This window comes from Mycobacterium sp. GA-1841 (assembly GCF_001954135.1).
Taxonomy (GTDB): domain Bacteria; phylum Actinomycetota; class Actinomycetes; order Mycobacteriales; family Mycobacteriaceae; genus Mycobacterium.
The window spans coordinates 15,671-40,304 of sequence record NZ_MBEQ01000061.1 but is presented as its reverse complement, the minus strand read 5'-3'; the positions used below and the strand labels follow the sequence as shown (position 1 = coordinate 40,304).

At 68.0% G+C, this 24,634-nt stretch carries 28 protein-coding genes; 11 read left to right on the top strand and 17 right to left on the bottom strand.

The window, feature by feature from the left end; all coding sequences use genetic code 11:
- Positions 1 to 35: 35 nt before the first annotated feature.
- Positions 36 to 644: a bifunctional 2-polyprenyl-6-hydroxyphenol methylase/3-demethylubiquinol 3-O-methyltransferase UbiG gene (locus A5740_RS14140; protein ID WP_076194981.1), complete on the top strand. Its 609-nt coding sequence runs from the start codon at positions 36 to 38 to the stop codon at positions 642 to 644.
- On the opposite strand, the gene A5740_RS14135 is transcribed toward A5740_RS14140, so the two are convergent.
- Positions 595 to 1,416: a thioesterase family protein gene (locus A5740_RS14135; RefSeq protein ID WP_139335125.1), complete on the bottom strand. Its 822-nt coding sequence runs from the start codon at positions 1,414 to 1,416 to the stop codon at positions 595 to 597. The two genes, A5740_RS14140 and A5740_RS14135, sit on opposite strands and share 50 nt — an antisense overlap.
- A 114-nt stretch (positions 1,417 to 1,530) precedes the next feature.
- Here A5740_RS14135 and A5740_RS14130 point away from each other — a divergent pair, with 114 nt between their 5' ends.
- The gene (locus A5740_RS14130) at positions 1,531 to 2,892 is read left to right on the top strand and encodes a TIGR01777 family oxidoreductase (RefSeq protein ID WP_076194979.1); all 1,362 of its coding nucleotides are present in this window, start codon (positions 1,531 to 1,533) and stop codon (positions 2,890 to 2,892) included.
- On the opposite strand, the gene A5740_RS28740 is transcribed toward A5740_RS14130, so the two are convergent.
- Entirely contained in the window at positions 2,882 to 3,400 is a 519-nt protein-coding gene (locus A5740_RS28740; RefSeq protein ID WP_076194977.1) for a hypothetical protein, read from the bottom strand. The genes A5740_RS14130 and A5740_RS28740 overlap by 11 nt on opposite strands.
- A 120-nt stretch (positions 3,401 to 3,520) precedes the next feature.
- Positions 3,521 to 4,867 (bottom strand): NAD(P)/FAD-dependent oxidoreductase, encoded by a 1,347-nt coding sequence (locus A5740_RS14120; protein ID WP_139335124.1) that lies wholly within the window; start codon positions 4,865 to 4,867, stop codon positions 3,521 to 3,523.
- Between the two features lie 212 nt (positions 4,868 to 5,079).
- Here A5740_RS14120 and A5740_RS14115 point away from each other — a divergent pair, with 212 nt between their 5' ends.
- The gene (locus A5740_RS14115) at positions 5,080 to 5,316 is read left to right on the top strand and encodes a hypothetical protein (RefSeq protein ID WP_076194974.1); all 237 of its coding nucleotides are present in this window, start codon (positions 5,080 to 5,082) and stop codon (positions 5,314 to 5,316) included.
- Positions 5,317 to 5,355: 39 nt separating this feature from the next.
- Here A5740_RS14115 and A5740_RS14110 read toward each other — a convergent pair whose 3' ends face one another.
- From A5740_RS14110 to A5740_RS14080, 7 genes are all read right to left on the bottom strand, one after another.
- Complete coding sequence (locus A5740_RS14110) at positions 5,356 to 6,924, bottom strand: threonine/serine exporter family protein (protein WP_083654112.1); 1,569 nt, start codon at positions 6,922 to 6,924, stop codon at positions 5,356 to 5,358.
- Between the two features lie 73 nt (positions 6,925 to 6,997).
- The gene (locus A5740_RS14105; protein WP_254849188.1) at positions 6,998 to 7,666 is read right to left on the bottom strand and encodes a class I SAM-dependent methyltransferase family protein; all 669 of its coding nucleotides are present in this window, start codon (positions 7,664 to 7,666) and stop codon (positions 6,998 to 7,000) included.
- 200 nt (positions 7,667 to 7,866) lie between these two features.
- The gene (locus A5740_RS14100) at positions 7,867 to 8,802 is read right to left on the bottom strand and encodes a PHB depolymerase family esterase (RefSeq protein ID WP_076194971.1); all 936 of its coding nucleotides are present in this window, start codon (positions 8,800 to 8,802) and stop codon (positions 7,867 to 7,869) included.
- 114 nt (positions 8,803 to 8,916) lie between these two features.
- The gene (locus A5740_RS14095) at positions 8,917 to 9,930 is read right to left on the bottom strand and encodes an alcohol dehydrogenase catalytic domain-containing protein (RefSeq protein ID WP_076194969.1); all 1,014 of its coding nucleotides are present in this window, start codon (positions 9,928 to 9,930) and stop codon (positions 8,917 to 8,919) included.
- Between the two features lie 54 nt (positions 9,931 to 9,984).
- A complete protein-coding gene (locus A5740_RS14090; protein ID WP_076194968.1) occupies positions 9,985 to 11,859 on the bottom strand; it encodes a fatty acyl-AMP ligase in 1,875 nt (624 codons plus the stop codon).
- Positions 11,860 to 11,868: 9 nt separating this feature from the next.
- Complete coding sequence (locus A5740_RS14085) at positions 11,869 to 12,312, bottom strand: SRPBCC domain-containing protein (RefSeq protein ID WP_076194966.1); 444 nt, start codon at positions 12,310 to 12,312, stop codon at positions 11,869 to 11,871.
- On the bottom strand, positions 12,309 to 12,641 hold the full coding sequence (locus A5740_RS14080) for a helix-turn-helix transcriptional regulator (protein ID WP_076194964.1): 333 nt from the start codon (positions 12,639 to 12,641) through the stop codon (positions 12,309 to 12,311). The genes A5740_RS14085 and A5740_RS14080 overlap by 4 nt, the downstream gene beginning before the upstream one ends.
- An 84-nt stretch (positions 12,642 to 12,725) precedes the next feature.
- Between A5740_RS14080 and A5740_RS14075 the strand changes: the two genes are divergently transcribed.
- Both A5740_RS14075 and A5740_RS14070 read left to right on the top strand, forming a co-directional pair.
- Entirely contained in the window at positions 12,726 to 13,496 is a 771-nt protein-coding gene (locus A5740_RS14075; RefSeq protein WP_076194963.1) for a DUF899 domain-containing protein, read from the top strand.
- A gap of 46 nt (positions 13,497 to 13,542) precedes the next feature.
- A complete protein-coding gene (locus tag A5740_RS14070) occupies positions 13,543 to 15,090 on the top strand; it encodes a class I adenylate-forming enzyme family protein (protein ID WP_083654111.1) in 1,548 nt (515 codons plus the stop codon).
- Between the two features lie 10 nt (positions 15,091 to 15,100).
- Here A5740_RS14070 and A5740_RS14065 read toward each other — a convergent pair whose 3' ends face one another.
- Positions 15,101 to 15,478 carry an NYN domain-containing protein gene (locus A5740_RS14065; RefSeq protein WP_076195005.1) on the bottom strand — a complete coding sequence of 126 codons (378 nt, stop codon included), beginning with the start codon at positions 15,476 to 15,478 and terminating at the stop codon, positions 15,101 to 15,103.
- A gap of 81 nt (positions 15,479 to 15,559) precedes the next feature.
- Here A5740_RS14065 and A5740_RS14060 point away from each other — a divergent pair, with 81 nt between their 5' ends.
- Positions 15,560 to 16,282 (top strand): CPBP family intramembrane glutamic endopeptidase, encoded by a 723-nt coding sequence (locus A5740_RS14060; protein WP_076194960.1) that lies wholly within the window; start codon positions 15,560 to 15,562, stop codon positions 16,280 to 16,282.
- A gap of 11 nt (positions 16,283 to 16,293) precedes the next feature.
- Here A5740_RS14060 and A5740_RS14055 read toward each other — a convergent pair whose 3' ends face one another.
- Together A5740_RS14055 and ripD are read right to left on the bottom strand one after the other, a co-directional pair.
- Entirely contained in the window at positions 16,294 to 17,076 is a 783-nt protein-coding gene (locus A5740_RS14055; protein WP_076194959.1) for a hypothetical protein, read from the bottom strand.
- A gap of 67 nt (positions 17,077 to 17,143) precedes the next feature.
- Positions 17,144 to 17,755, bottom strand: coding sequence for an NlpC/P60 family peptidoglycan-binding protein RipD (gene ripD / locus A5740_RS14050; protein ID WP_076194957.1), 612 nt, complete (start codon positions 17,753 to 17,755; stop codon positions 17,144 to 17,146).
- A 181-nt stretch (positions 17,756 to 17,936) separates the two neighbouring features.
- On the opposite strand from ripD, the gene tenA reads away from it, so the two are divergent.
- A complete protein-coding gene (gene tenA / locus A5740_RS14045; RefSeq protein WP_076194956.1) occupies positions 17,937 to 18,620 on the top strand; it encodes a thiaminase II in 684 nt (227 codons plus the stop codon).
- Positions 18,621 to 18,680: 60 nt separating this feature from the next.
- On the opposite strand, the gene tpx is transcribed toward tenA, so the two are convergent.
- Positions 18,681 to 19,175, bottom strand: coding sequence for a thiol peroxidase (gene tpx, locus A5740_RS14040; protein ID WP_076194954.1), 495 nt, complete (start codon positions 19,173 to 19,175; stop codon positions 18,681 to 18,683).
- Positions 19,176 to 19,236: 61 nt separating this feature from the next.
- On the opposite strand from tpx, the gene A5740_RS14035 reads away from it, so the two are divergent.
- The gene (locus tag A5740_RS14035; protein ID WP_076195003.1) at positions 19,237 to 20,130 is read left to right on the top strand and encodes an aminoglycoside phosphotransferase family protein; all 894 of its coding nucleotides are present in this window, start codon (positions 19,237 to 19,239) and stop codon (positions 20,128 to 20,130) included.
- Positions 20,131 to 20,143: 13 nt separating this feature from the next.
- On the opposite strand, the gene A5740_RS14030 is transcribed toward A5740_RS14035, so the two are convergent.
- Positions 20,144 to 21,109: an o-succinylbenzoate synthase gene (locus tag A5740_RS14030; protein WP_076194953.1), complete on the bottom strand. Its 966-nt coding sequence runs from the start codon at positions 21,107 to 21,109 to the stop codon at positions 20,144 to 20,146.
- A gap of 135 nt (positions 21,110 to 21,244) precedes the next feature.
- Here A5740_RS14030 and A5740_RS14025 point away from each other — a divergent pair, with 135 nt between their 5' ends.
- Both A5740_RS14025 and A5740_RS14020 read left to right on the top strand, forming a co-directional pair.
- Positions 21,245 to 21,496 (top strand): hypothetical protein, encoded by a 252-nt coding sequence (locus tag A5740_RS14025; protein ID WP_076194951.1) that lies wholly within the window; start codon positions 21,245 to 21,247, stop codon positions 21,494 to 21,496.
- A gap of 18 nt (positions 21,497 to 21,514) precedes the next feature.
- Positions 21,515 to 22,177 (top strand): MOSC domain-containing protein, encoded by a 663-nt coding sequence (locus A5740_RS14020; RefSeq protein ID WP_076194949.1) that lies wholly within the window; start codon positions 21,515 to 21,517, stop codon positions 22,175 to 22,177.
- Between the two features lie 3 nt (positions 22,178 to 22,180).
- Here the strand turns inward: A5740_RS14020 and A5740_RS14015 are convergent, their stop codons facing one another.
- Complete coding sequence (locus A5740_RS14015; protein ID WP_076195002.1) at positions 22,181 to 22,834, bottom strand: HD domain-containing protein; 654 nt, start codon at positions 22,832 to 22,834, stop codon at positions 22,181 to 22,183.
- 81 nt (positions 22,835 to 22,915) lie between these two features.
- Between A5740_RS14015 and A5740_RS14010 the strand changes: the two genes are divergently transcribed.
- Positions 22,916 to 23,887, top strand: a complete 972-nt coding sequence (locus A5740_RS14010; protein WP_076194948.1) for a GlxA family transcriptional regulator — start codon at positions 22,916 to 22,918, stop codon at positions 23,885 to 23,887.
- Between the two features lie 10 nt (positions 23,888 to 23,897).
- Here the strand turns inward: A5740_RS14010 and A5740_RS14005 are convergent, their stop codons facing one another.
- Positions 23,898 to 24,587, bottom strand: coding sequence for a GDSL lipase (locus tag A5740_RS14005; RefSeq protein ID WP_076194946.1), 690 nt, complete (start codon positions 24,585 to 24,587; stop codon positions 23,898 to 23,900).
- Positions 24,588 to 24,634: the final 47 nt, after the last annotated feature.

Sequence of the window (24,634 nt, the reverse complement as noted above, 5' to 3'; positions counted from 1 at the left end):
GCATCAGCACTCTCGCCACTTGAGACAATGCTCATATGGTCGAGCGGAGTATCTGGATGCAGAAGGTCGCGGCCGATCCCGGGCACTCGCACTGGTACGTCGAGCGCTTCCGCTCGATGGCGCGCGCCGGGGAGGACCTGGCCGGCGAGGCTCGTCTCGTGGATGCGATGGCCGCACGTGGCGCCCACATCCTCGACGCCGGCTGCGGCCCGGGCCGGGTGGGCGGTCATCTGGCCGGGGCCGGGCATCGGGTGGTCGGTGTCGATGTCGATCCGGTGCTGATCGAGGCAGCTGAGCAGGACCACCCGGGACCACGCTGGCTCGTCGGCGACCTCGCCGAACTCGACCTGCCCGCCCGCGGCATCGCCGATCCGTTCGACATCATCGTGTCGGCCGGCAACGTGATGACCTTCGTCGCCCCGAGCACGCGGGTTCAGGTGCTGTCCCGGCTGCGCGCCCATCTGGCGGACGACGGTCGTGCGGTGATCGGATTCGGCGCCGGCCGCGAATACGAGTTCACGCAGTTTTTCGAAGACGCGGCAGCAGCCGGGCTCACCCCCGATCTGCTGTTGTCGACCTGGGACCTGCGGCCCTTCACCGCGAGTTCGGACTTTCTCGTCGCGGTGCTTGTCCATTCGGACTGAAGTTGAAATTGGCGACGGCAGTGGACAACCCGGTGCCGATCGGGCCGATCGCGTCGTACAGGCGCGCACTTCCGGTGGCCACGCCGTCGGCACTGGTGTGCGTCACCGCGGCCATCCCGATGTACGGACCGACGGGCAGCCTGCTGAGTGCCAAGGTGTAGTCGGCGTTGATGAACGCCAGCCCGGCCGAACTGAAGTTGGTCATCGAGCTGGTGACGTCGACCGCGAGAGCGGCTCTGACAAAGGGCGTGAGCTTTTCGCCGGCGACGAGCTCGCGGACCTCACGCAACCACGCGTAACGAGGACCGGCTTGCTGCCACGGGAACCCCTCGCCGGACCACTCCGGATCGGGGCCGTATGCCCTGATGAACATCGGCACCGAGTCGTCGAACTGCGCCGGCTCCTCGGGCAGCGCCGGCAATTCGAGCGGAGTGCTCCAGAACTCGCCGTCAGGTTGTGTGCCGCGGCGGAGGTACAGCGCAGACCCGCGGGCCACCAGCTCGCCGTCCTGCGTCATCACCGCATCCACGGACTGCATGCGCGAACCCGTTCGCACCACCGAAGCGCTGACGCGAACCGGCGCGCTGGCGACCCGGCGCAGAATTTCCACCGTGAACCGCGCCGGGTGCAGGTCGCGGTCGATGACGAGCTGTTCGACGGCACGCGCCAGCAGGCCGCCCACCACCTGGCCCCCGAGAGTCGGCCCCCATCCGCCATGGGCGATCTCGTTCGGGGCGAACCCGTCGGCACCGCTGACAAAAAAGGGCGTCATCGCCGTGCGCTCCACAGGTTCACCTTCCACCGGCATCTCAAGCACCTACGGACTCTATTACAGAAAGTCCTACAGTAGGGACGACGTCAGCTTTGCCGGCGTAGCGTCGGAGCGATGGGATTGGTGTACTCCAGCGTCATCGACGCGCCCCGCGACGAAGTCTTTGCCTGGCATGCCCGGCCCGGCGCATTCACCAGGCTGTCGCCGCCGTGGCAACCGCTGCACCTCGAATCCGAGGCTGCCTCACTGCGCGATGGTCGCGCCGAACTCGCGCTGCCCGGCGGGCTGCGGTGGGTGGCCGCGCACCAGGCCGACGCCTACGACCCACCCCGACGCTTCGTCGACACGATCGACCGTGGCGGGCTCGCATCGCTTCCCGCCGCACTGACGGTGCGTTGGAAGCACATTCACGAATTCGACACCATCGACGACAACCGCACCAGGATGACCGACCGGGTCGAGACCCCGGTGCCCGCCCGGTTCCTTCGACCGATGTTCGTCTACCGCCACCGGCAACTGGCCGACGACCTGGCCGCCCATCACCGGGCCCGGGCCCATGGAACGGCGCCGTTGACCGTGGCGGTCACCGGATCGTCCGGACTGGTCGGTACCGCCCTGACCGCATTCCTGCGCACCGGCGGCCACCGCATCATCCGGCTGGTACGCCGTTCAGCCACGAAACCCGATGAGCGGCAATGGAATCCCGGCGATCCACACCCCGACCTGCTCGCCGGGGTCGATGCGGTCATCCACCTGGCGGGTGCGTCGATCGCGGGGCGCTTCACCGAAGGACACCGCCGCGCGATCCGCGACAGCCGCATCGACCCGACCCGGCGACTGGCCGAACTGATCGCGAAGACCCATACCGGTCCTCGAGTCCTGGTCAGCGCCTCGGCTGTCGGCTTCTACGGCCATGACCGTGGCGATGAGGTGCTCACCGAGACCGCGGAACGGGGCGAGGGATTTCTGGCCGACGTCGTCGCCGACTGGGAAGGCAGCCTGGCACCAGCCGAGCAGAGCGGGGTGCGGGTGGTCCGGATCCGCACCGGAATCGTGCAGTCACCTCAGGGCGGAACGCTACGGCTGCTACGTCCGCTCTTTGCCGCGGGACTCGGCGGACGCATCGGTGACGGTCGACAGTGGTTGCCGTGGATCGGCATCGACGACCTGGTCGACATCTATCACCGGGGCCTGTGGGACGGCGCATTGTCGGGTCCGGTCAACGCGGTGGCACCCCATCCGGTGCGCAACGCCGAATACACCGCCGTGCTCGGCCGCGTGCTGCACCGTCCGACGGTTCTGCCCGTCCCGGTGTTGGGGCCGCGGCTGCTGTTGGGCGAGCAGGGCGCTCGGGAACTGGCCTGCGCCAGCCAGCGTGCGATGCCGGCACGATTGCACACCGACGGCCACCCTTTCCGTCACCCCGAGCTGGCACAGGCCCTGGGCCACGTCTTGGGACACCCCGCTACGGCGTAGGAGCCGCCGGTGGTGCCGGTGGCTGCTGCCCCGGCGAGTTGTATTCGTACCCGGGCGGTGGCGGCCCGTTCAACGAGTAGTAACCGGGCGGAAGCGGCGGGCCGGCGGGCTGCGAGCCGGGCGGCGGTTCGGTCATCGGAGTCTCCGAGCCCGGGGCGTTGATCGATACATAGCCAGGCGGCAGCGGCGGCGGCGGGCCGGCGCCGGGCGGTGGAGCGACACCCTCGGGTGCTCCCCCGCCGCCTTGGAATCCGTACGGATCATGGGCCTGGTGCCATAGATCACGCAAGGTGCCGATCGGGCCGGAACCGTATTGGCCGGAACCGTATTGCGGGTTGGCGATCTCAGGGACCTGCGGCGGGCCCGCCGCGGCCGGTGGTGGCGGCGCGGCCGGTGCCGGATCCGCCGGCGCGGGTGCCGGCTCGGGCGCGGGTGGATCCGCTGCGGCCGGGGCCGCCGTGGCCAGCGCAGCCGCGGCGAGGGTCAACCCTGCGATGGCGCGCTTCATCCCATTGACCGAGCGGGTGGCGCGGTGCGCGTCAGTGGTCAATCCGGCGGTCCTCTCTGTCACGCCCGCCGACACGTCTGCTGGGAGAACCGGGCGGTCCGTGCATCGTCGCACACCGCGCTACCGCTCGCCCTCCACGTGCGCCTGCGGCGGCGGCGTCGGCGCATCCCACACCGTCCAGGTGTAGTGCTGCTCGGGCGCCCCGTCGGAGCCGAGCATGAACGCCCGGTGCCCACGGTTGGCCCGCGCGATCGTCACCAGCCAGGTGCTCACGGTGCTGATCCGATTCCGGACTCCGGCCAGGAACGCGATGTGGATGAGGCCCCAAGCCAGCCAGCCGAAAAAACCGGCGATCTTGATCGGGCCGGCCTGCAGAAGAGCTTGTCCGCGAGCGATGTACGCCGCCGAGCCGAGATCGCGGTAGCGGAACGGCCGCCGGGGCTTCCCGGCAAGCTCACGGCGGATGCACGATGCCACGTGGAGTCCGCCTTGCATCGCATTCTCGGCCACCCCCGGCAGGTGGTCGCGACCGGCAAGATCACCGATCACAAAGATCTCGGGATGGCCGGATACGGAGAGATCAGGACCCACCGCGATTCGCCCGCCGCGGTCGGACTCGACCCCCAGCACCTTTGCGATGTGGCGGGCGAACGGGACGGCCTCGACACCGGCCGTCCACAGCACGGTCCGCGCCGCGTACTGCTCATCCGGACCGCCGCCTTTCGGACTGGCGGTCACCCCGGCCTGATCGACGTCGGTGACATGCACGCCCAGGTGCAACTCGACGCCCAGATCCTGCAGCGACCGCGTCGCCTTCTCCGCCAGCTCCGGAGCGAAGGACTTCAGCACCCGCTCACCGCCGTCGAACAGCAGCACCCGGGCTTCCTCGGGTTCGATGCTGTGGAACTCGTTGGCCAAGGTGCGCGTGGCCATCTCGCGGATCTGCCCGGCCAGCTCGACACCCGTCGGCCCGCCCCCGGCGACGGCGAAGGTGAGCCAGCCGTCGCGCTCCGGGCCCGGAGGCAGCGTCTCGGCGATCTCGAAGGCGGTGAAGATCCGCTGACGGATGTGAAGCGCATCGTCGAGGGTCTTCATCCCCGGCGCCCACTGCGCGAAATGCTCGTTGCCGAAATAGGACTGCTGCATTCCCGCGGCCACGACGAGCACGTCATAGTCGATGGTGAACGTCGACTCGTCCGGCCGGCGGGCGACCACCTGCCGGCTCTCGGGATCGACGTCGACGGCTTCACCGAGCAGGGTGGTGACATTGCGGTGACGCTCGAATTCCTCACGCAACGGGCGGCTGATCTGTCCGAGGCTCAGCGTCCCGGTGGCGCATTGGTAGAGCAGCGGTTGGAACAGATGTCCGGCCGAACGGTCGAGCAGGGTGACGTCGACGTCGACGCCGCCCAACCGACGGGCACAGAACAGACCGCCGAATCCCCCACCGATGATCAACACCTTCATTCGACTGTTGCCCACACCTAGGAGGTTAACCATCCGTCCCGGAATTGAATCTGCGCAAAAGCGGCGCAGTTTCGGATCTGGCGGCGGACCCCGCCGAACGGGTCCATCATGGCTCGTATGGCAGTCATCACGCCGGGGGTGCCGACCCAATCGATTCGATTGGCTAAGCTTCTGGTGTCGAAGTTCGATCTCAAGCACCGAGGTGGGCATCCATGTTCCTGAGCAAGGCAACCCTGACGAGCATCGCGGCCATCGGCGTGGTCGGGGCCGCCATCGGCCTCGGCACGGCCACCGCGAGTGCCGAGCCGGATCCGAGCCTCCCGCCGCCGCCCAACGCGCCGAAGAAGCCGGCCGAGACGTGGCAGGGTCACCCGATGGTCTGGTGGAACCTGCCTGCGGGCGGCCACTGGGGCGTGTGGATCAACGGCGACTTCCTGCCCTTCACCTGATCGGCGACCTGGTCCCTGCTCTCGAGCCGTGAGTCGGCGTCAGGGACCGGGCGCATCGTCGCCGTCGGTCTCGCTGTCCGGTTCCTGGGCGGGTGCGGCTTCCAGCGGGACACTCTCGGCGCGCTGCACACCGACCGCAGTGGTGTTCTCCGCGGGTTGGAGCCGGACCACCCGCCCGACGGCGCGACGCACCCCGGGCGGTCCCTCGATCCGGAAGAAATCACCGATCCGCCCGGCGCCGTACCGCAACGGTGAGCCGAGCAGCTCGCCCATCACCACGCCGCTGCCCAGCGCCAACGCGGTGGCCGCCGCGGTCAACAGGTAGGCCAGGCCCTGACCGAACTTCTCGTCGACGGCGAAGGCGAACACCGCCCAGAACACCGGGAGGCCGGGCAGCATCGGCATGATGCCCGCGGTTGCGGTCACCAGCGCCGGGGACTGCCGGCGAATCGAGATCAACGTGGCGATGAAGCCGACACCGATCGCGGCCACGCCGGTGGCCGCCCACTGCCCGAACCCGGCGGTGCCGAGGCCGATCAACGTCAGCTCGGCCAGCCCGGCGGCCAACCCCGCGGTGAGAAGCGAGCGCAGTGGCGCATAGCTGGCCAGTGTCAGACAGATCCCGGCCAGCGCGGCGCCGACGACAGCCAGCACGATGTGCAACGGATCGCTCGGGATGATGAAGGTGCCGGGCGCGTTGACGTGCAGTTCGATCCCGACTCCGAGCAGCGTGGCAGCCTGCAGCGCCCCGACGATCCCGACCACGATCCCCGCGGTGAGGAACACTGCGTCACCGAGCCGGGCGACCGCGGTGACCATGTAACCGGTCAACGCGTCCTGCACCGCACCGACCAGGGTCATTCCAGACAGCAACACCACGATGCCCGTGGCGACCAGCGCACTGAGACCCTGACCGGTGTACCGGTAGGCACCCAACGCCACCAGCGTCGCGATGGCCGCGCCGACGGCGTGCTGGAAGAAGAACGGAGTGCCGATCCGGTTCAGCAGCCGGCCGACCCGATCGATCGCGGCGGCGGTGACACTGGCCAACAGACAGGTCAACCAGTTGCCGCCCATGAGCATCGCGATGCCGAGGGCGAATCCCGCCCATCCGGCTGTGGCCAGCCAGCGCGGGAAAGGATGCGGGCTCTCGGTGAGCTCGTCCATCGCCTCGTGCGCCTCGTCGACGGCGATACCGCCGGAGGTGATGCGCCGCACGAGGCGGTCGAGTTCGGCGAGCCTCGTGTAATCGGTGGACCTGGTCCGGACCGAGCGCATGATCGTGACGGGAGGACTGTCGGCGGTCGGTAGCGCCGACACGATGATCGTGGCGACGGTGATGTCGACGACGCAGTCGGTGAGCCGATAGGCCTGCGCCACGTCCTGGGCGGTGGCCACCACGTCGGCGGTACCCGAGCCCGACGACAACATCACTTCGGCAAGCCGGATGGTCAGATCGAGCACCTTGCGGGTGTGGACGTCGCCCATACCGGCCGATGTCCGGCTGCGCCGACCGGCGACCGGTGCGGGGTCACGACGCCCACGCAGGGCCATGCGCAGCCCTCCGCGCAAGCGGGCCCTGCCGCCGTTCAACCCTTCCTCAGTCATCTTTGAGCAGACTACTGATGAACCGGCGGGTGCCGGTGGAGGCTCGGCTCTCCGTGCCCGAGGGTGCCGACCGTCAGGTCGCGGGACTGTGCTGCGCGTCAGCGGCGCGGATCACATCCGAGCCCACGAAGGTGAAGAGCCGGGCGCCGGCGGTCAAGGGTTGCGGCGCTCCGGTGAACCGGTGGGCTCCGACGCCATAGCTCACATCCGGCGGCGAGACCCAGACCAGGTCGAAACCGCGCTCGTCAAACCAGTTGAGGATCAACGGGACCCGATCGGGTACGGTGCGACCCCTGGTCCACAACACGGTGCCGCCCGTCTTCGTCAACTGCGGCACGAAGCCGATCGTCCGCTCGATGTCGTCGTCGGTGATGTTGCCGAAGATGCCGCACGCCACCACGATGTCGGCGGGCACCAGATCCTGGTAGTGGTCGACGAGCGACGCGTCGCCGGTGACCACCTCGACACCGGTGAGCCCGTAGGTGCTCACCGTCTCGGAGGCGACCGCCGCGTTGCGCGGGTCCAGTTCGACCAGCCGCGCGTGGACGTCTGCCCGTCGCGGGTGGTCGATCAGCACCTCGAGTAGATCCCGGCCCTGCCCAGCGCACAGGCTGACCACCTGCAGCGGGCCGGCCGGAGCCTCGTCCAGGGCTTGCCGGATCAGGGTCTGCACGGCCCGGAGCCGGTGCGCCAGAGCCGAATCCGGCCGGTCGTAGTCCTCATGCCAGCTGTGCCAATCCACGGTCGGAACCCTAACGCCGCAAAACCTTTCGTTCCGCGACTCACCGACCATGCCGGCGGCGGTGACTTGACGAGCAGCGGATGCGGGTGACCCTGAATCAGGCTGTCCAACAACGGCATTCATCGATAGTTGAAGGGAGCTCGCGGGCAGCGGCGGGATTAACCGCGGCCTGAGCAATATTGGCCCGTTCTGGGCAGCGACTACCGTCCGTGCGAGGCGAAGAACTGAGCGGAGGCATCCGAGGCGTCGAAAGCCCGGCTGGCCGCGCCGACGGCCTGCACCGGCAGGATCTCGGGGACACCGGGCCAGGTGTGCCCGCCGCCGTCGACGCGCATGAACACCACCGACGTTCCCGCAGCGCAGCCATGCGAGGCGATGCGGTGCGTCTCGGTGCCGTCGCCGGTGCCGGGCAGCACGTCATCCGAGGGTGCCGGGCAACCGTCTATCTGTCGCCACCGGTCCACCAACGCCGGCCCGGACAACACCGTGCTCGCGCCACCGCGGCCGGTCATCGGTCCCCCGTTGAACGGCACGACCGGATCGGCGGTGCCGTAGGTGGCGAGTACCGACACCGGCCGGGAGGGCTGACAACCCACATTGGTTCCGAGCGTGCCGGCGACCGGCGCGATCGCGGAGAACAGGTCCGCGCGGTCGCAGCCCAACCGGTTGGCCATGAACCCGCCCGCCGACAGACCCGTGGCGTACACCCGGCCTCGCGGGATGCCGTTCTCGGCCACGATCCGGTCGACCAATGTCGCGATGAAACCGACATCGTCGACCCCCTGCCGGTCCGGCACGGAGGCGCCGCGGCCGTCGGCCCAGCTGTAGTCGATGCCGTCGGGGTATACGACCGCGAACCCATGGGCGTCGGCCACCGCGTCGTAATGCGTCAACGCGGCTTGATCGGCTCCCGTCGCGCCGGCGGCGTGGAGGTTGACGACGAGTCCCGAGGGCGCTCCCCCGCCCGCCGGCAGATGAAGCCGATACGTGCGCATCATGCCGCCGAAGTCGATCTGTGCGGCGGGCAGCGGAGCCGCTGCGGCCGATGTGATCCCGACGGCGCACCACGCCGGCACGAGGAGGGCAGCCGATACCGCCGCGTGGCCGAGCATCGTCGCCATCCGATTCCACACCATCGCGGCCCCCCACCAATTCGTCCACCAGCAAACGAGATTCCGACGCTACCCGCTTGCTGTGAACGACGGGGCCAGAAAACCGGATTAGCCGTGCCGGCGGATCACCTGGTCAGGTCACATGGTCAAGACCATGCGGTACCGCGCCCGCCCCTGCTCCATCGCGGCGTAGGCAGCCGCGGCGTCGTCGAGTGGTCGTTCCTCGATCCGGGCCCGCACCCCGGAGAGCACCGCGAAATGCATGGTCTCCTCGACGTCACGCGCGGTCCCGGACGGGTGGCCCGAGATGCTCAGCGCGGGCTGGATCAGTTGCACCGGGCTGATCGGCAACGGATCGGCCGACACCCCGATCGCCACCAACTCGCCGCGTGGCGCGAGCCCGCCGATCGTGTCGGCCATCGCCCGTGAATTGCCCACGGTGGCCAGAACCACTGCGGCACCGCCCAAGTCACGCAACGCCGCGCTGACGTCACCGCCGGTCGAGTCGACGTAATGCCGTGCCCCCAGCGACCGGGCATCGGCCTCCTTGTCCGGGCCCCGGGCAATGGCGACGGTCTCGAAGCCCATCGCGTTGGCGAACTGCACCCCGAGGTGGCCCAAGCCGCCCACCCCGAGGACAGCGACCAGATCACCTGCCACCGCACGGGTATGGCGTAGCGCGTTATAGGTCGTCACCCCGGCACACCCCATGGGAGCAGCCTCGACGAACGACAGTTCGTCCGGGATCCGAGCGAGGGCATTGGCCGGCACCGTCACCGACTCTGCATAGCCGCCGGGGTAATGCAGGCTCGGTATCTGTCCCCGCTCACAGTGGATGAACAGACCCTTGCGACACGGGATACAGACGCCGCAGTGCCCGCCGAACCAGCCGACCGCGACGCGATCACCGATCGCGAAATCATGGACTCCGGCCCCGACTTCGGCAATGGTGCCGGCGATCTCATGCCCCGGGGTCAGCGGCCAACTGATGCCGGGAAATCCGCCGTTGACGATCGCCTGGTCGGTGCCGCAGACGCCGCAGGCCGCCACCGCCACCCGGACCTGTCCGGCCTCCGGTGCGACGCTCTCGGCAGCGACGAGTTCCAGCGCACCGCCCGCTGACTGCACATGAACAGCTCGATGGGTAGACATGGAGCAATCTTGGCCGCCCGCGTGTCATTTGGCCAGGGTCAGATATCCGGGCACTCAACGTGCGCCCAGGGTGCCCTCGAGATATCCAGTGCGGCAGGCCACCCGGGCCAGTTTGCCGCTCGTGGTCCGCGGGATCGCCCCTGCCGGCAGGAATTGCAGATCCGCCACCGACACCCCATGGCGTTGCGCCACCGCCGCGCAGATGGCGTCACTCGCCTCTTGCGGATCGGCGCGGTGTGAGCGGGCAGCGCGTTCGGCGATGACCACCAACCGGTCGCCGGGGGTGTCGTCGGTCTCGGAATCGTCGCGGTCTGCCGGCACCGTGAACGCGGTCACGTAACCGTGCCGCACCAGTGGCGAGGCGTCGGCGACGGTGGCCTCGATGTCGTGCGGATAGTGACTGCGACCACCGAGGCGTACCAGATCGGCCATCCGCCCGGTCACGTAGAACTGGCCATCGAAGTAGACACCGAGATCACCGGTCCGTAGCCACCCAGCGTCCTCGGGGACACCATCGGCATGGCTGCCGGAGGCGAGCCGCCGATGCAGCGCCACCCCGAAGGTCTCCCGGGTCTCGTCGGGACGACCCCAGTAACCGCGGCCGATGTTGTTGCCGTGCAACCAGATCTCGCCGACCTCACCGTCGGGCACTTCCACGGCCGGGCCGTCGGCGGTGGCCGGATCGACGATCACCGCCCACAGACTGCGGGCCGGCTGCCCGCACGACACGTGTGGGACGGCACCTTCGGCGTGCGCACTGACGCGAACAGCCCGCCCGAAGGCGAGTTGCTCGCGATCGAAGTACACCACCGAGGCCTGCTGGGCCGGGGCGATCGTCGAGATGAGCAGCGTGGCCTCGGCGATGCCGTACGACGGCTTGAACGCGGTCGGCGGAAGCCCGTGCGGCGCGAAGACCTCGTTGAAAGCCGTTATCACGTCGGGGTTTACCGGCTCGGAACCGATGATCAGCACGACGTTGCTCAGGTCGATGTCGTCATCCGGCGCGGGCACGGCGCGCTGGGCGGTCCATTCGTAGGCGAAGTTGGGTGCAGCGGTGATGACCCGTCCGTCCCGCGATGCCTCCGACAGCGCCCGGATCCACCGCTGTGGCCTGCGGATGAAGGCGGTCGGCGACATCAGCGTCGAGTGCCCGCCGTACACCGCGGGAAATCCGATCATGGACAGCCCCATGTCGTGGTAGAGCGGTAACCAACTGAGGCCGTGGGTGTTTCGGTTCAGCAGGTCGATCGACAGGATCATCTGCAGCAGGTTGGTGCCGACGGCGCGATGGGTGATCTCCACCCCGACCGGCGGGCGGGTCGCACCGGAGGTGTACTGCAGGTGCGAGATGTCGTCGGGATCGACCGGGATGGGAGTGAAGCCCTCGCCTGCCGAATCGGGGATCTCGTCGATGATCAGCACTTGTGGACGCACGGCATCCGGCAACTTCTCCAGGAACGCGCGTACCGCGGCGTCGGCGGCAGCCGTGGTGAGCACCGTGGTGGGACGGGAATCCAACAGCGCGGTTTCCAGCCGTTCGGCGTGACCTTGCAGCTCCGGGGCGAACAGCGGCACCGCGATGTTTCCGGCTTTGATCGCGGCGAAAAAACCCACGACATAGTCAAGACCTTGCGGTGCAAGGACGGCCACCCGGTCGTTGCGTGCCGCCACCTGCTGCAGCTGCGCCGCGACCGCCCTGAGCCTGACTCCCAGTTGCGTCCAGGTCAGCTCGAGCGCCTGTTCCTCTGATTGGCTGTGATCGAGGTATCGGTAGGCGACGAGATCACCGACATGAGCGATATTGCGGTCGATCAGCGAGATCAGAGTGGTCCCGGGCGGCAACACGATGCCGCCGTTTTCATCGAGACAGTCCTCGATGCGTAGAAGTCCTTCCGGGGCCTCATATTGAACCTGGGAGCCGCTGTCCATGACCGCAGTCTAGGTCGCGATATCGGCGAGGAAGGATCCCAACTGCTCGAAGGTGAGAACCCACCCGGAGTGGAAATTTTCGAATTCCTCTGGCGGCAAAAGGGAGTGCTCGATCGACATCATCGTCTGCCCCTCTCCGACCGGTTCGAACTCGACACTGACGATGCTGACCACGCTCGGATCGGCCCAGTCCGAATTGCTCCAGGTGAAGCGAAGCACCCGGGGTCGTTCGATCGTCAGGAATCGGCCGGTGATCAACACGGACGTGCCGGAATCGTCGACGTCGAATCGCACGATCCCACCGACGCGAGGCTCGACGAGGACCTCGACACATCGCACCGGGCGGGGACACATCCATTCCCGCAGCGACTCCGGATCGAGCCACTGGTCGAACACCACATCGGGCACTGCCGGCAACAACCGTCGTACCCGGACCGTTGCCGCCTCGGTCATCGAGTGTCCCCCTGACGCCGCAGCCTCTCGGCGAGCGCGTCTGCGCGCCGTGCCCAGAAATCGGTCTGCTCGCCGATCCACTGCTGGGCCATCGTCAAACCGTCCGGTTCGAGGGACACCCAGTGCTCGCGTCCACGGACCTCGCGATGCACCAGACCGGCGGCCTCCAGCACCCCGATGTGGCGCGAGACGCCGGCGAATGTCATCGGCAGCGGAGCGGCCAGGTCGCTGATGCGGGCATCGCCGTGGCGCAACGCCTCCAGCAAGCGGCGGCGGGTCGGATCGGCCAGCGCGGAGTACGCGCGGTCCAGAACCTGATCTTCAACCACCTTGTTGACTATAGCGACGCCGCGTGCTGTGCTGGATGAAGTTATTCAACCGATATGTTGAACATTGGAATCGCGGGAGCCGTTGTGAAGAACCCACCGATCGTGCCGGCGACGACATGGGACGCCGCACTCGAGGAAATGCTGGTCAAGGAAAAAGAATTCACTCGCGCCCGGGACGCGCTCGCCGCGCTACGTCGCCGCATGCCATGGACCCCGGTCGACAAGACCTACACGTTCGACGGCCCCGACGGCCCGGCCACGCTTCTCGACCTGTTCGCCGGGCGTCGTCAGTTGATCGTGTACCGCGCCTTCCTCGATCCCGGCGTCGACGACTGGCCCGAACATGGTTGCGTCGGCTGCTCGTTGATGGCCGACCACATCGGCAACCTCGCCCATCTCCACGCCCGCGACACCACACTCGTCTACGCCTCCCGCGGGTCGCAGGCCGACATCGCCCGCATCAAGGCGCGGATGGGGTGGAGCCATCCCTGGTACACGATCGTGCCCGGCCCCGCCGGCGCGTTCGACGTGGACTTCGGCGTCGACGAATGGCATGGCACCAATGCGTTCATCCGCGACGGCGATCAAATCTTCCGCACCTACTTCATCAACAACCGCGGTGACGAAACGTTCGTCAACACCTGGGCTTTCCTCGACATGACCGCGCTCGGCCGCCAGGAGGACTGGGAGGATTCCCCGGCGGGCTATCCGCAGACCAAGCCATACGAATGGTGGTCCTGGCACGACACGTACGCCGAGCATGAGCCGTCCCGGTGGTTCGGCGACCCCGACCCGACCGCCCCGCACGATCCACGCCCGCCACGCGACGAGAGCGCAGGCTGCTGCGGTCACTGAACCCACCCCGGGCAGATGCCCGGTGCCCGTTGGAGAAGATGGGCGGGTGACGCAATCCCCGTTGACCATCCCCGCTCTGCTGCGACGCGCCGCTGCCGAGTTCCCGGAGCGCACCTATCTGGTCACCCCGGGCGAACGGCTCACCTACATCGAAGCCGAACAACGGTCGGCCGATCTGGCCCGGTGGCTACTGCGCGAAGGAGTCGGCAAGGGCACCCGGGTGGGATTGTTCTTTCCCAACGGCGGTGAATGGGTGACCTGGTGGCTTGCCGTGTCCCGCATCGGCGCGGTAGCGGTACCGCTGAGCACGATGTACGCCCCGGCCGAGATCGCAAAAGTGTTGCGGCTGGCCGACGTCGGACTTCTCATCGCCCCGAGCACGGTACTCGACATCGACGTCGCCGAGCGGCTGGAGGCAGCACTGCCCGACTTGATCGGCCACGACGGCGACCGGCTGGCCATCAGCGCCGCACCCTACCTGCGGCGCATCGCGGTCTTCGGCGACATCGACCGGCCCTGGGCTTCCAGGGCCCACCACGACGCGGACGACGGGGTACCGACTGCGGTACTGGCCGCGGCCGAAGCCGAGGTCTCCCCCGCCGACCTGGCGATCATGGTGCACACCTCCGGATCCACCGCCGACCCCAAAGGGGTACTGCACACCCACGGCACCCTCGTGCGACAGACCTCGACGTGGCCGAGCGCCATCCGCGCGATCACCAGGACCGAAGGCCGGTCCCGCATCCTGTGCGCCATGCCGTTCTTCTGGATCGGCGGACTGCTCGCCGTCACCGGGGCGCTGCACGAGCCGGTCACCCTGGCGGTCATGCCGAAGCTCGACCCGGCGACCGCACTGGATCTGGTTGAGCGCGAACACCTCACCGGAATCGTGGGCTGGCCGGCGTTCACCCAGCGGCTGCGCGAACACCCGTCGTTCGCCGACCGAGACCTGAGCAGCGCGCCGATGCTGCGCGACGGCCCACTCGACATCGCGATGACCGACGTTCCCGACGGATTCCCGGTGCACCGCACCATGTCCGAAACCGCAGGCGGGTTCGTCTTCACCGACATCGCGATCGTCGACGAGCAGGGAAACCCGGTCCGACCCGGAGACACCGGCGAACTCCTGGTCCGTGGTATCGGGGTGATGGCCGGATACAACAAGCGGGAACGCGGCGAGACCTTCGACGCCGACGGCTGGTACCACACCGGTGACAAGGTCTACCGGCGCGAGGGCGACCCTCGGTTGTTCTACGTCGGACGCACCACCGATCTGATCAAGGCCGCCGGCGCCAATGTCTCGCCACTGGAGGTCGAGGCCGTCATCGCCGAAGCCGCCGATGTGTCGCACTGTGTGGTCATCGGCATCGACGATCCACAGCGCGGAGAACAGGTATGTGCCATCGTGGTGCCGGCCGCGCCGATCGACGTGACGACACTGGCCTCCCACGCCCGCGAACACCTGTCGGCCTACAAGGTGCCGACCCGCTGGATACTGACCACGAGTGACCGGATCCCCACGCTGCCCAGCGGAAAGTTCGACCGAAAAACCCTGCGGCAGCTGGTGGTCGACGGGAACTTGGATACGGACTGAGCATTCCGGCTCATCGGCGTGGATCGATCAGCTCGCGGAACCGGGCGGACGGTTCGACGGCCGCGCCCGCATCACGGACCTGCTCGGCCAACGCGCTGTCGGACGTCACGACCACGACCTCTTCGGGTCGACGATCCGCCCGGACCAACCGCGCGATCTCGGCGTCGGCGGAGTTCGGCGCGGCCCGCGGCGCATGCCCCACCTCGATGACCGTGGACTCGATCGGTGGTGTGACCGGAGCTTCGAACACCACCATCACCCGACGTCCGCCATCGTCGGCCCAGTGCTCCAGATCAGCCACCAACTTGTCCATCGCACGTCGGCGGTCCTTCCACCAACCGTCCGGCCGTGACCCGATCACGTTCATGCCGTCCACAATCCAACGCATGCCGCCGACGGTACGGAAACCGCCGACCACATCTCGGCGATACATGATGGAGCGCCGCCGGGAGCAGTAGCCTGTGGCCGCATGGCTGCTGTTCAGGAGGCGTCGACCGTACCGACCGGACCGATCCACCGCTGGGGCCTGGGCGCATTCGTCGTCGTCGAGGCCGTCTATCTGCTCACGTCGGCAGCCTTCGGGCTGCTCTCGCCTGCCGGTCCCCCGCCGGCCTGGTTGATCACGCTGGCCATCGGGACGCCGACACTACTCGCGGCCGCATCGGCCGTCGCGATTGCGACATGGCGAGGCAACGGTCCCCGAATCGACTTCCGATGGCATTGGTCCTGGCGGGCGGTCGGCCTCGGAGTGGCCTTCGGTATCGGAGGGCTCTTCGTCACGCTGCCCGCCGCGCTGCTCTACCAGTCGATCGTGGGACCGGACGCCACCTCCGCGGTGGGCGGGATCTTCGAGGGTGTGCGTGCGACCTGGCCGGTGGCGGTGACCGTGCTGTTGCTGGTCGCGGTCATCGCCCCGATCTGTGAAGAGGTGGTGTACCGCGGCCTGCTGTGGGGCGCGTTGGAGCAACGTTGGGGACGCATCACCGCCCTGACGGTGTCCACCGTGGTGTTCGCCGTGGCCCATCTGGAACTCGAGCGAGCTCCCTTGCTGTTGGTGGTGGCCATTCCGATTGCGTTGGCGCGCCTGTATTCCGGCAATTTGTGGGGCGGCATCCTGGCCCACCAGGTGACCAACCTGCTACCGGGCACCGTGATGATGTTCGGATTGCTGGGTATGACGCCGGCGGCCTGACGCGGCGGCCGTCAACGCTTGCGGTCACGCACCTTGTACGTGGAAGGCCATGACATCCGGGATTCGTCGCCCACCAAGGGAGTTCCCGATCCACCGACCCGCACGTCGTAGGCTTCCTGCCCGGCCCCCACCTCACGGTTGGCGTGCTCTTGGGCCAGAAAATAGAGCTGGTCGATCTCGGCCTCGGAGAATGCCACGAACGTCGTCTTGCGCACGATGTCGTTCATCCCCGCCGTCATCCGGTCGGGCAGGATGCGCGAGGCCAGCACCGCCAACCCCAGCAGGATGAACGGGATGACCCAATAGCAGATGAACGACAACGGCGTCTCGGTGTCGAGGATGCTGGCGTCACCTTGCACGATCGGCGGGATCACCGACGAGATCGTCATGCCCGCGAAAGCGCCGACCCAGATCCAGGTCAGAATCTTGATGATCCGTTGGAACACATCGCTTTCCACCACCCCGGGCGGCTGGCCGGCGGCGGCGAACTCGAGCACGAACGGCTTGCCGATCAGAAGACCGATCAACGCGACCAGGAAGATCCCCGCGTTGCTCAGCGGCTGCATCCAACGTTCCATGACGTCCTGACTGAGCACCAGGGTCAGCACGGTCAACACGACGAAGGTGGCGAGCGCGCCGACTTCCAGGGTGCGCCCCGGTGCCCCCGACATCCGGTTGATCACGAACGTCGCGACGGCCGCCGCCAGCGCCACCAGCACTGCGATCAGGAACGGCACGTTGCCGACGAGTACCCAATAGATGATCCACGGCGCGAAGCCAAACAGAATGCCCACGACGGCATAGTCTAGGGGCTTACCGTTGCATATACGGCAGGACCTGCGGCGGTGCCGCCGACGCGTCTCAGGCGATGATGCGGACCAGGTACGGCGTCATACCCTCGGCCCGCACCGGTGTGACCGCGACGGCGGGCTCGGTGCCCTGGATCATCTGGTTGTTGCCGAGGTAGAGCGCCACACTCTGGGTGCCCTCCGGTCCGTAGAAGATCAGATCGCCGGGCAGGGCCTGGGACGGCAGCACCTTCTGGCCGACCTTGTACTGCTCACCAGAGGAACGCGGCATCTTGACGCCCGCGCCGGCGAAGGCGTAAACGATCAGCCCGGACGCGTCGAAACCGACCACGTCGGACGAAGGGTCCGGAACAACGCCGAAGGCCGGGGTGGTCAATGTCGGCGCGGGCACCGCCGGGGTAGACAGCCCGGGCGTCAATCCGCCCGCGGTGGGCGGCGGGGTCAGGCCCGGGGCGGGAACGGTGCGAGCGATGCCACGGGTCGGCCCGTTGACGTCGCCGCCGCCGTAGCTGAAGGGCACTCCCCGCTGGGACAGCGCGCGGGCGACCACGAGGTCGACAAAGCGCTGGTTGCCGGCCGGGCGTTCGATCGGTGCGGCAGCGGCGAGTCCGGGAGTCGCTACCAGAAATGCCAGACCCAACAGCAGGGCAAAGTAACGTCTCATCGAACATCAACTCTCTCGACCACAGCGAAGGTGACCTCGAACTGCTGGTCGTCGTCAGTCGAGTCAACCATTTGTACCGCCAACGCCGCGTTTCGCCCAATTCAGCTGGGGCGCAAGGCTAATCAGATGCAGTACCGTGACCTGACGGTTATCCCGGCTCCCGACCTGTCACCATATCGACATGCATACCGATGCGAATCCGCGATCCTTCTCGGCACGGCTGTGGCACTCGATCGAGCCGACCTTCGCCGCAACCCTGGCGCACCCTTTTCTGACCGGGCTCACCGACGGCAGCCTCGACGACACGGCATTCACGCACTATGTCGCACAAGACGTGCACTATCTCCGTGACTACGCCCGTGCCCTGGCGATCGTCGGCGCCAAGGCGCCCACTCTGGCCGATACCGCGATGTTCTCCCGGCATGCGGCCGAAATCTTCGACGTGGAGCTGGGATTGCACAATGAACTGCTGCCCGCCCTGGGGCTCGATCTCACGGAGTTGAACTCGACCCCGGTGGCACCGGCCACCCAGGCCTACACGAGTTATCTGTTGGCCACGGCGTACGGCGGGAGCTTTGCCGAAGGGCTGGCGGCGGTGCTGCCCTGCTATTGGATCTACGCCCGCGTCGGGGCCGAGCTCCTGCAAACTGGTTCGCCTGACCGGCGTTACCAGCGCTGGATCGACAGCTATGGCGGCGAGGAATTTGCCGCGACCGTCGCCGAGGTGCTGACCGTGACGGATCGGATCGGCCCCGCGCTCGGCCCGGCGCAAGAGGCTGCCGCCCAAGCGCACTTCGTGGTCACGGCGAAATACGAATGGATGTTCTTCGATGCGGCGTATCGCCGCGAGCAGTGGCCGATCTGAGCGTCGACCGGGTTTTCGTTCCTCACCGGCGCAGCTGCGCCGGTGAGGTAACGAACGGCGTTACTTGAGCGCGGCCAGGGCGGCGTCGTAGTCGGGCTCCTGAGCGATCTCGGGCACCAGCTCGGAGTAGGCCACGTTGCCGTCGGCACCGATCACCACGACGGCGCGGCCCAACAGGCCGGCCATCGGGCCGTCGGCCAGGGTGATGCCGTAGTCCTCACCGAAGCTGTCCCGGAAGGCCGAGGCCGACGTGACATTCTCGATGCCCTCGGCGCCGCAGAACCGCTTCTGGGCGAACGGCAGGTCCTTCGACACGCACAGCACCGTGGCACCGGCCTCGGCAGCGCGCTCGTTGAAGGTGCGCACGCTGGCGGCGCACACCGGCGTGTCGACCGACGGGAAGATGTTCAGCAGCAACGCCTTGCCCTGGAACTGGTCGCTGGTGACGGCGCCGAGGTCGGTGCCGGTGAGCGAGAAGCTGGGGGCCGGGCCGCCGACTGCGGGCAGTTCGCCGACGGTGTTGATGGAATTTCCGCGCAAGGTTATCTGTGCCATAGCGCACAGTCTGTCAAAACCGGGTGCCCGGCGGGCCGCCCGGGGTGCGACCATGGGCGCGATGATCGATCTGCCCGAGGCCGTGCGCGCCATGGGTACGCGGGGACCGCGGTGGCAGTCATGGGTCGACGGCCTGCCCCGGATGCTGCAGGCGCAATTCGACGAGTGGAAACTGCATGCCGACGGGTCGCCGTACCACGGTCACTGTTCGATCGTGTTGCCGGTGCGGACCGACGACGGCGTCGCGGCGGTTCTCAAGGCCGGCTTCCCCGATGACGAGTCCGCCCACGAACATCTGGCGCTGCGGCGGTGGGCCGGAGCCGGTGCGGCCCGGCTGCTGCGTGCCGACCCGCACCGTCGCACGCTGCTGCTCGAACGGCTGCAGCAGCGAAACCTCAACGAGCTCTGGGATATCGAGGCCTGCGAGGTGGTGGCCGAACTCTACGGCCGGATTCACGTGCCACCGCTCCCTCAACTGCGTTCGGCCGCCGAGAGCACCGCACGCTGGTCCGCCGACCTGGCCCGGCTGCCGCGCAACGCCCCGCTGCCGCGCCGACTCGTCGAGCAGGCTATCTCGCTGGGCACCGATCTGACTGCCGACCGCACAGTTCCCGACACCGTCATCCACTGCGACCTGCACTACACCAACGTGCTCGCCGGCGACCGCGAGCCGTGGCTGGTGATCGACCCGAAGCCGATGAACGGAGACCCGCACTACGACGTCGCACCGATGCTGTGGAACCGGTGGGACGAGCTGGCCGGGTATGTTCGCGACGGGGTCCGTCGGCGGCTTGCGGCCCTGGTCGACGCCGCAAACCTGGATCCCGACCGGGCCAGGGACTGGGTGATCGTACGGATGATGCACAACGCGATGTGGGAGTTGACCGAACAAGCCCGCCCCGACCCGGACTGGCTGACCATCTGTGTGGCCCTCGCCAAGGCGGTGCAGGACTGAACCGCTGCGTCGGTCACGATGCGGTGATGGCAGCCCGAAGACGTTCGCGCCACCACTGCAGACGAACGGGGTCGGTGACCGCGTAGCGCTCCAACTGCTCGCGTTGCGGAGCCGGCGGCATCGGCGCGACCGGTAGGTAGCCATCCACCGCTGCCAGCGACCGCGATTCGGCGACCAGATCGCCGGCGAGCAGCTCCCGGGTTCCCAGCTCGCAGGCGAACGGCAACTGCGGTAACGCGCCGGCCAGCGCGAGCCCGGCAGCCAGGCCGATCGTGGTCTCCAAGCTCGATCGGACCACGCACGGCAGCCCGCACGACTCGGCGACCCGCAACGCACGCCGGGCCCCGCCCAGCGGCCCGGCAGCGAGCACCGCGACATCGGCTGCCGCTTCCAGGCGCAGATGCACCGCGTCGTCGGCACCGGTGACCGACTCGTCGACCGCGATGGGCACGTCGACCCGGCGTCTGACGGCGGCCAGCTCGTCGATCGTCGGGCAGGGCTGCACCACGAACTCCAGTCCACCGGCCGCTCGATCGAGGGCGGCGATGGCCGCCACCGCGGTATCCGGATTCCACCGGCCCTTGGCGTGGCAACGCACGGCGCCTGCCGGTCCAAGCCCGTCTCGCACCGCCTGTACCCGTTCGATGTCCTCGGCCAGCGGCCCCGCCCCCACCTCGACGGCGGCGGCACGGCTTTTCGAGGTGGCCGCGATCTGATGGGCCTGCGCCGCATCGACCGTCGGGATGGTGACCGCGATCGGCACCCGCCCGCGCACCGGATCCGGCCAACCGACCGTGCCCGGTTCGGTCGCGGCCGTCAGCCAACGCACCAGCGAGCGGTCGTGCGGCAACGGGCTGAATTCTCCCCAACCCTGCGGACCTTCCAGCAGCATTCCCTCACGCACGGTGAGTCCGTCCACCGGCGCGACGGTGGGGATCGCGAAAACGGGCGCGCGGTCGAAATCGATCAGGGTCTGCACAAGCACGTGACGCTAGCCCAGCGAGCGGGCCGGCGGCGGAGGACGGGCGCAAGTGGCCAACCGGCGACGCCGCCCCGACCGCGGGGCTTAAACTCCGCCCGTAGGTCGGACTGCCGGTTCATGAGGAGTCAAGCGATGACGAGCCCAGTGTGGCGTGGGGTACTCACGGTGATGTCGGTTGCGTTGCTGTCGGCCGGGTCGATGGCGGCGGCCACCATCGCGACGCCGGCCGCGAGCTCGGCATGCCCACCGGGAGAAACCGGTGTCACCAACGGTTGCTCCCCGTTCTGTGTGCCGGGCCGGCAACTCGACACCGCGACCGGGCTGTGCCTGCCGGTGCCGCCACCGGCCCCGGCCCCGAATGGCGTTGCGACACCGTCCTTCTAGACCGTTACGCTGTGGATCATGGCGCAGGTACTGACGGTCAACGTGGCCCATCCACGACCCAACACCGCCGAGGGACGTGCCGTCACCGGAATCGACAAGCGCCCGGTCGACGGCGCGGTCGCCGTTCGTGCCCCTGGTCCGATGCACAGCGGGCTCGGTAGCGGACTGATCGGTGACATCATCGGCGACCAGCAGTTCCACGGCGGTGACGACCAGGCGGTGTATGCCTATGCGCGTGAAGACCTCGACGCCTGGCAGACCGAACTGGACCGCGACATCGCCAACGGCGTCTTCGGAGAGAACCTGACCACCGCGGGCATCGACGTCACCAACGCCCGCATCGGCGAACGGTGGCTGGTCGGGTCCGACGGCCTCGAACTCGAGGTGTCGCGTCCGCGGATACCGTGCCGGACGTTCGCGAACTGGCTGCAGATCAACGGATGGGTGAAAACCTTTACCAGGGCGGCGATTCCGGGTGCCTATTTCCGTCTGTTGACGCCCGGTTCGGTAACCGGCGGCGACGAGATCACCGTGACGCACCGGCCCGACCACGACATCACCATCGGCCTCGTGTTCCGCGCCCTCACCCTCGAACCGCAGCTTCTGCCGGACATCCTGGGTGCCGAGGCACTGGCCCTACCGATACGGCAACTCGCCGAACGCCGCATCGGCGCCGGCTGACCGTCATTCCGGCCAACTGTTGTTGCGGATGATCTCGACGAAGTCGTCGCGCACGAACGTGTCGTCGAAGTGCGCGAGCACATCAGCGTTGACCGTGCCGAAAGTGGATGCCGGACGCTGCCGCACACCGTCGGTGAAGGCATGCAGGATCCGGTTTTTGAAATCCGGCCGCGGATGAACCGCGGTGACGGCCTCCAGGTGCTGCGGCATCAGGTCGTCGCGGCCGATCCCCAGCACATCCGTCTCGACCCCCGCAGTCACAAGGGCGATCTCGGGGTCGAGAAACTGCGGGATGCCCGGGGTGGTGTGGAGGGCGATACCGAGCCACACCTTCCGGGCGGCGGCCTCGTCGACGCCGTGCTGCACCAGGAAATCCCGGGCCGCATTGGCACCGTCGACCTCGAACCGCAACTGTGAGGCCGTCCGGTAGGACTCGGTCAGACCGATGTCGTGGAACATCGCGCCCACGTACAGCAACTCGAGATCCGGTCGCAGGCCGCGGCGCAGGCCCTGCAGTGCACCGAAGTAGAACACCCGGCGTGAGTGATGGAACAGAAGGTCGTCCTCGACGTCACGGACGTACTCGGTGACGTCACGCACCAATGGGGTGTCGGGCAACTCGATCCCAGCGATTGTGTTGGTCGATGAAGTGGTCATGAAACCAGTCTCGGACGCGGCCGACCGGCAGACCCATGGCCGATGCGCCATGTTTCCCACAAGAAGCGACACAATGAACGCATGGCACATGCCGGGCAGCCGCGCGAGATCGCGATCGTGGTCTTCGACGGGATGAAACTGCTGGACGCCGCCGGCCCCGCCGAGGTGTTCGCCGAAGCCAACCGGTTCGGTGCGGACTACCGCCTGCGGATCGCCTCGGTCGACGGGGCCGACGTCACCACGTCGATCGGCACGACGTTCGCGGTGACCGACCGGATCGACCAGATCGATGCCGTGGACACCGTATTGGTCTCGGGCGGAGACGATCTCGTGGGCCGGCCGATCGACCCCGCACTGGTCTCGTCCCTGCGGGACGTGCCGGCCCGAACCCGGCGGCTGGCCTCGATCTGCACCGGATCGTTCATCCTGGCCGAGGCGGGACTGCTCGACGGACGCCGGGCCACCACGCACTGGCGTCACGCCCGCCTGCTGGCGCGCGCATATCCCACGATCTCGGTCGAACCCGACGCGATCTTCGTGCGGGACGAAAACGTCTACACCTCGGCCGGGGTGTCGGCGGGCATCGACCTGGCGCTGGCCCTGGTGGAGTCGGATCACGGGGCCGATCTGGTCCGCGACGTCGCACGGTCACTGGTGGTCTACCTGAAACGCGCCGGCGGCCAGTCCCAGTTCTCCACGCTCGTCGAATCGGACGCTCCGGCCCAGTCGACGCTTCGGCACGTGACCGACGCGATCGCCGCTGATCCCACCGCCGACCACAGCGTGAAATCCCTTGCCGCACTGGCATCGTTGAGCACCCGCCAGTTGACCCGGCTGTTCCAGGCCGAACTCGGCACCACGCCGGCGCGCTACGTCGAGATGGTGCGCATCGACGTGGCCCGGGCGGCCCTGGATGCCGGACGACAGGTCGGAGACACGGCCCGGCTGGCCGGGTTCGGCAGCGCCGAGACCCTCCGCCGGGTGTTCATCAACCAGCTGGGGGTGTCGCCGAAGGCCTACCGGGACCGATTCCGCACCACGTCGGCAGGATGAGCGGCCGGGCTCAGACCCAGCGCGGCAGCTCTTTGCCGATCAACGGCGCGATCTTGTCGGCCATGTACGCGTGGCCGGCATCGGTCGGGTGGATACCGTCAGCCCCGATCAACTCCGGATGATCGAAGAACCACCGATCAGCGATCGGGTCGACGAAGGTCGCCCCGACCTGCTCAGCTTCGTCCCGCAGGATGTCGCGTACTGCCAACAGGTTCGGCGGCACATCGGCATTCACCCAGGGTGGCCCGATCACCAGCATCCGCGCGGCGGGCGCGGTCTGACGCGCCAACGTCAGCGCGTCGTGGCTCAACCGGGTGACCGCACCCAGATCCGCGCGGTCGTCGTTACGGGACCCGAAGAAGACGATCAACGCGTCGTCGGGCTGGACGGCGCGCGGAGTCAGGTCCGCGAAGATACTGCCGCGGTTGCCGCGCGCGACGTAACCGGCTCCCCCTTCGGCCACCACGTCGGCGTCGACCTGCACCCCGCGTTGCGCCAACTTCTGCCAGGCCAGCGGCGCCCAGTTCTTCGGCCCCATACCGCCCTCGGCGGGCATGCCGGTGGTGTACGAGTCACCGATGACCGCGATGTGGCTGATCTGCGGATCCAGCCCCGAGGTGACATAGCGCTGCGGCGGAACCTGCGCGAACAGCCCGACCACAAGGCCGAGTGAGACGATGAATGTGGTCAGACGACTCACTGCAACCTCCACTGCCGGCGAGACGCATTCATCCCGTACCGCGATAC

What these genes read in the sequence shown, in the direction of transcription:
- A5740_RS14095 (WP_076194969.1), bottom strand. Translation starts at nt 9,930, where the DNA reads ATGTCTACCCATCGAGCTGTTCATGTGCAGTCAGCGGGCGGTGCGCTG.
- A5740_RS14025 (WP_076194951.1), top strand. Translation starts at nt 21,245, where the DNA reads ATGACGAGCCCAGTGTGGCGTGGGGTACTCACGGTGATGTCGGTTGCG.
- A5740_RS14015 (WP_076195002.1), bottom strand. Translation starts at nt 22,834, where the DNA reads ATGACCACTTCATCGACCAACACAATCGCTGGGATCGAGTTGCCCGAC.
- ripD (WP_076194957.1), bottom strand. Translation starts at nt 17,755, where the DNA reads ATGAGACGTTACTTTGCCCTGCTGTTGGGTCTGGCATTTCTGGTAGCG.
- A5740_RS14010 (WP_076194948.1), top strand. Translation starts at nt 22,916, where the DNA reads ATGGCACATGCCGGGCAGCCGCGCGAGATCGCGATCGTGGTCTTCGAC.
- A5740_RS14135 (WP_139335125.1), bottom strand. Translation starts at nt 1,416, where the DNA reads ATGACGCCCTTTTTTGTCAGCGGTGCCGACGGGTTCGCCCCGAACGAG.
- A5740_RS28740 (WP_076194977.1), bottom strand. Translation starts at nt 3,400, where the DNA reads ATGAAGCGCGCCATCGCAGGGTTGACCCTCGCCGCGGCTGCGCTGGCC.
- A5740_RS14115 (WP_076194974.1), top strand. Translation starts at nt 5,080, where the DNA reads ATGTTCCTGAGCAAGGCAACCCTGACGAGCATCGCGGCCATCGGCGTG.
- tenA (WP_076194956.1), top strand. Translation starts at nt 17,937, where the DNA reads ATGCATACCGATGCGAATCCGCGATCCTTCTCGGCACGGCTGTGGCAC.
- A5740_RS14120 (WP_139335124.1), bottom strand. Translation starts at nt 4,867, where the DNA reads ATGAAGGTGTTGATCATCGGTGGGGGATTCGGCGGTCTGTTCTGTGCC.
- A5740_RS14100 (WP_076194971.1), bottom strand. Translation starts at nt 8,802, where the DNA reads ATGGTGTGGAATCGGATGGCGACGATGCTCGGCCACGCGGCGGTATCG.
- A5740_RS14065 (WP_076195005.1), bottom strand. Translation starts at nt 15,478, where the DNA reads ATGCGTTGGATTGTGGACGGCATGAACGTGATCGGGTCACGGCCGGAC.
- A5740_RS14140 (WP_076194981.1), top strand. Translation starts at nt 36, where the DNA reads ATGGTCGAGCGGAGTATCTGGATGCAGAAGGTCGCGGCCGATCCCGGG.
- tpx (WP_076194954.1), bottom strand. Translation starts at nt 19,175, where the DNA reads ATGGCACAGATAACCTTGCGCGGAAATTCCATCAACACCGTCGGCGAA.
- A5740_RS14020 (WP_076194949.1), top strand. Translation starts at nt 21,515, where the DNA reads ATGGCGCAGGTACTGACGGTCAACGTGGCCCATCCACGACCCAACACC.
- A5740_RS14110 (WP_083654112.1), bottom strand. Translation starts at nt 6,924, where the DNA reads ATGACTGAGGAAGGGTTGAACGGCGGCAGGGCCCGCTTGCGCGGAGGG.
- A5740_RS14090 (WP_076194968.1), bottom strand. Translation starts at nt 11,859, where the DNA reads ATGGACAGCGGCTCCCAGGTTCAATATGAGGCCCCGGAAGGACTTCTA.
- A5740_RS14130 (WP_076194979.1), top strand. Translation starts at nt 1,531, where the DNA reads ATGGGATTGGTGTACTCCAGCGTCATCGACGCGCCCCGCGACGAAGTC.
- A5740_RS14035 (WP_076195003.1), top strand. Translation starts at nt 19,237, where the DNA reads ATGATCGATCTGCCCGAGGCCGTGCGCGCCATGGGTACGCGGGGACCG.
- A5740_RS14060 (WP_076194960.1), top strand. Translation starts at nt 15,560, where the DNA reads ATGGCTGCTGTTCAGGAGGCGTCGACCGTACCGACCGGACCGATCCAC.
- A5740_RS14085 (WP_076194966.1), bottom strand. Translation starts at nt 12,312, where the DNA reads ATGACCGAGGCGGCAACGGTCCGGGTACGACGGTTGTTGCCGGCAGTG.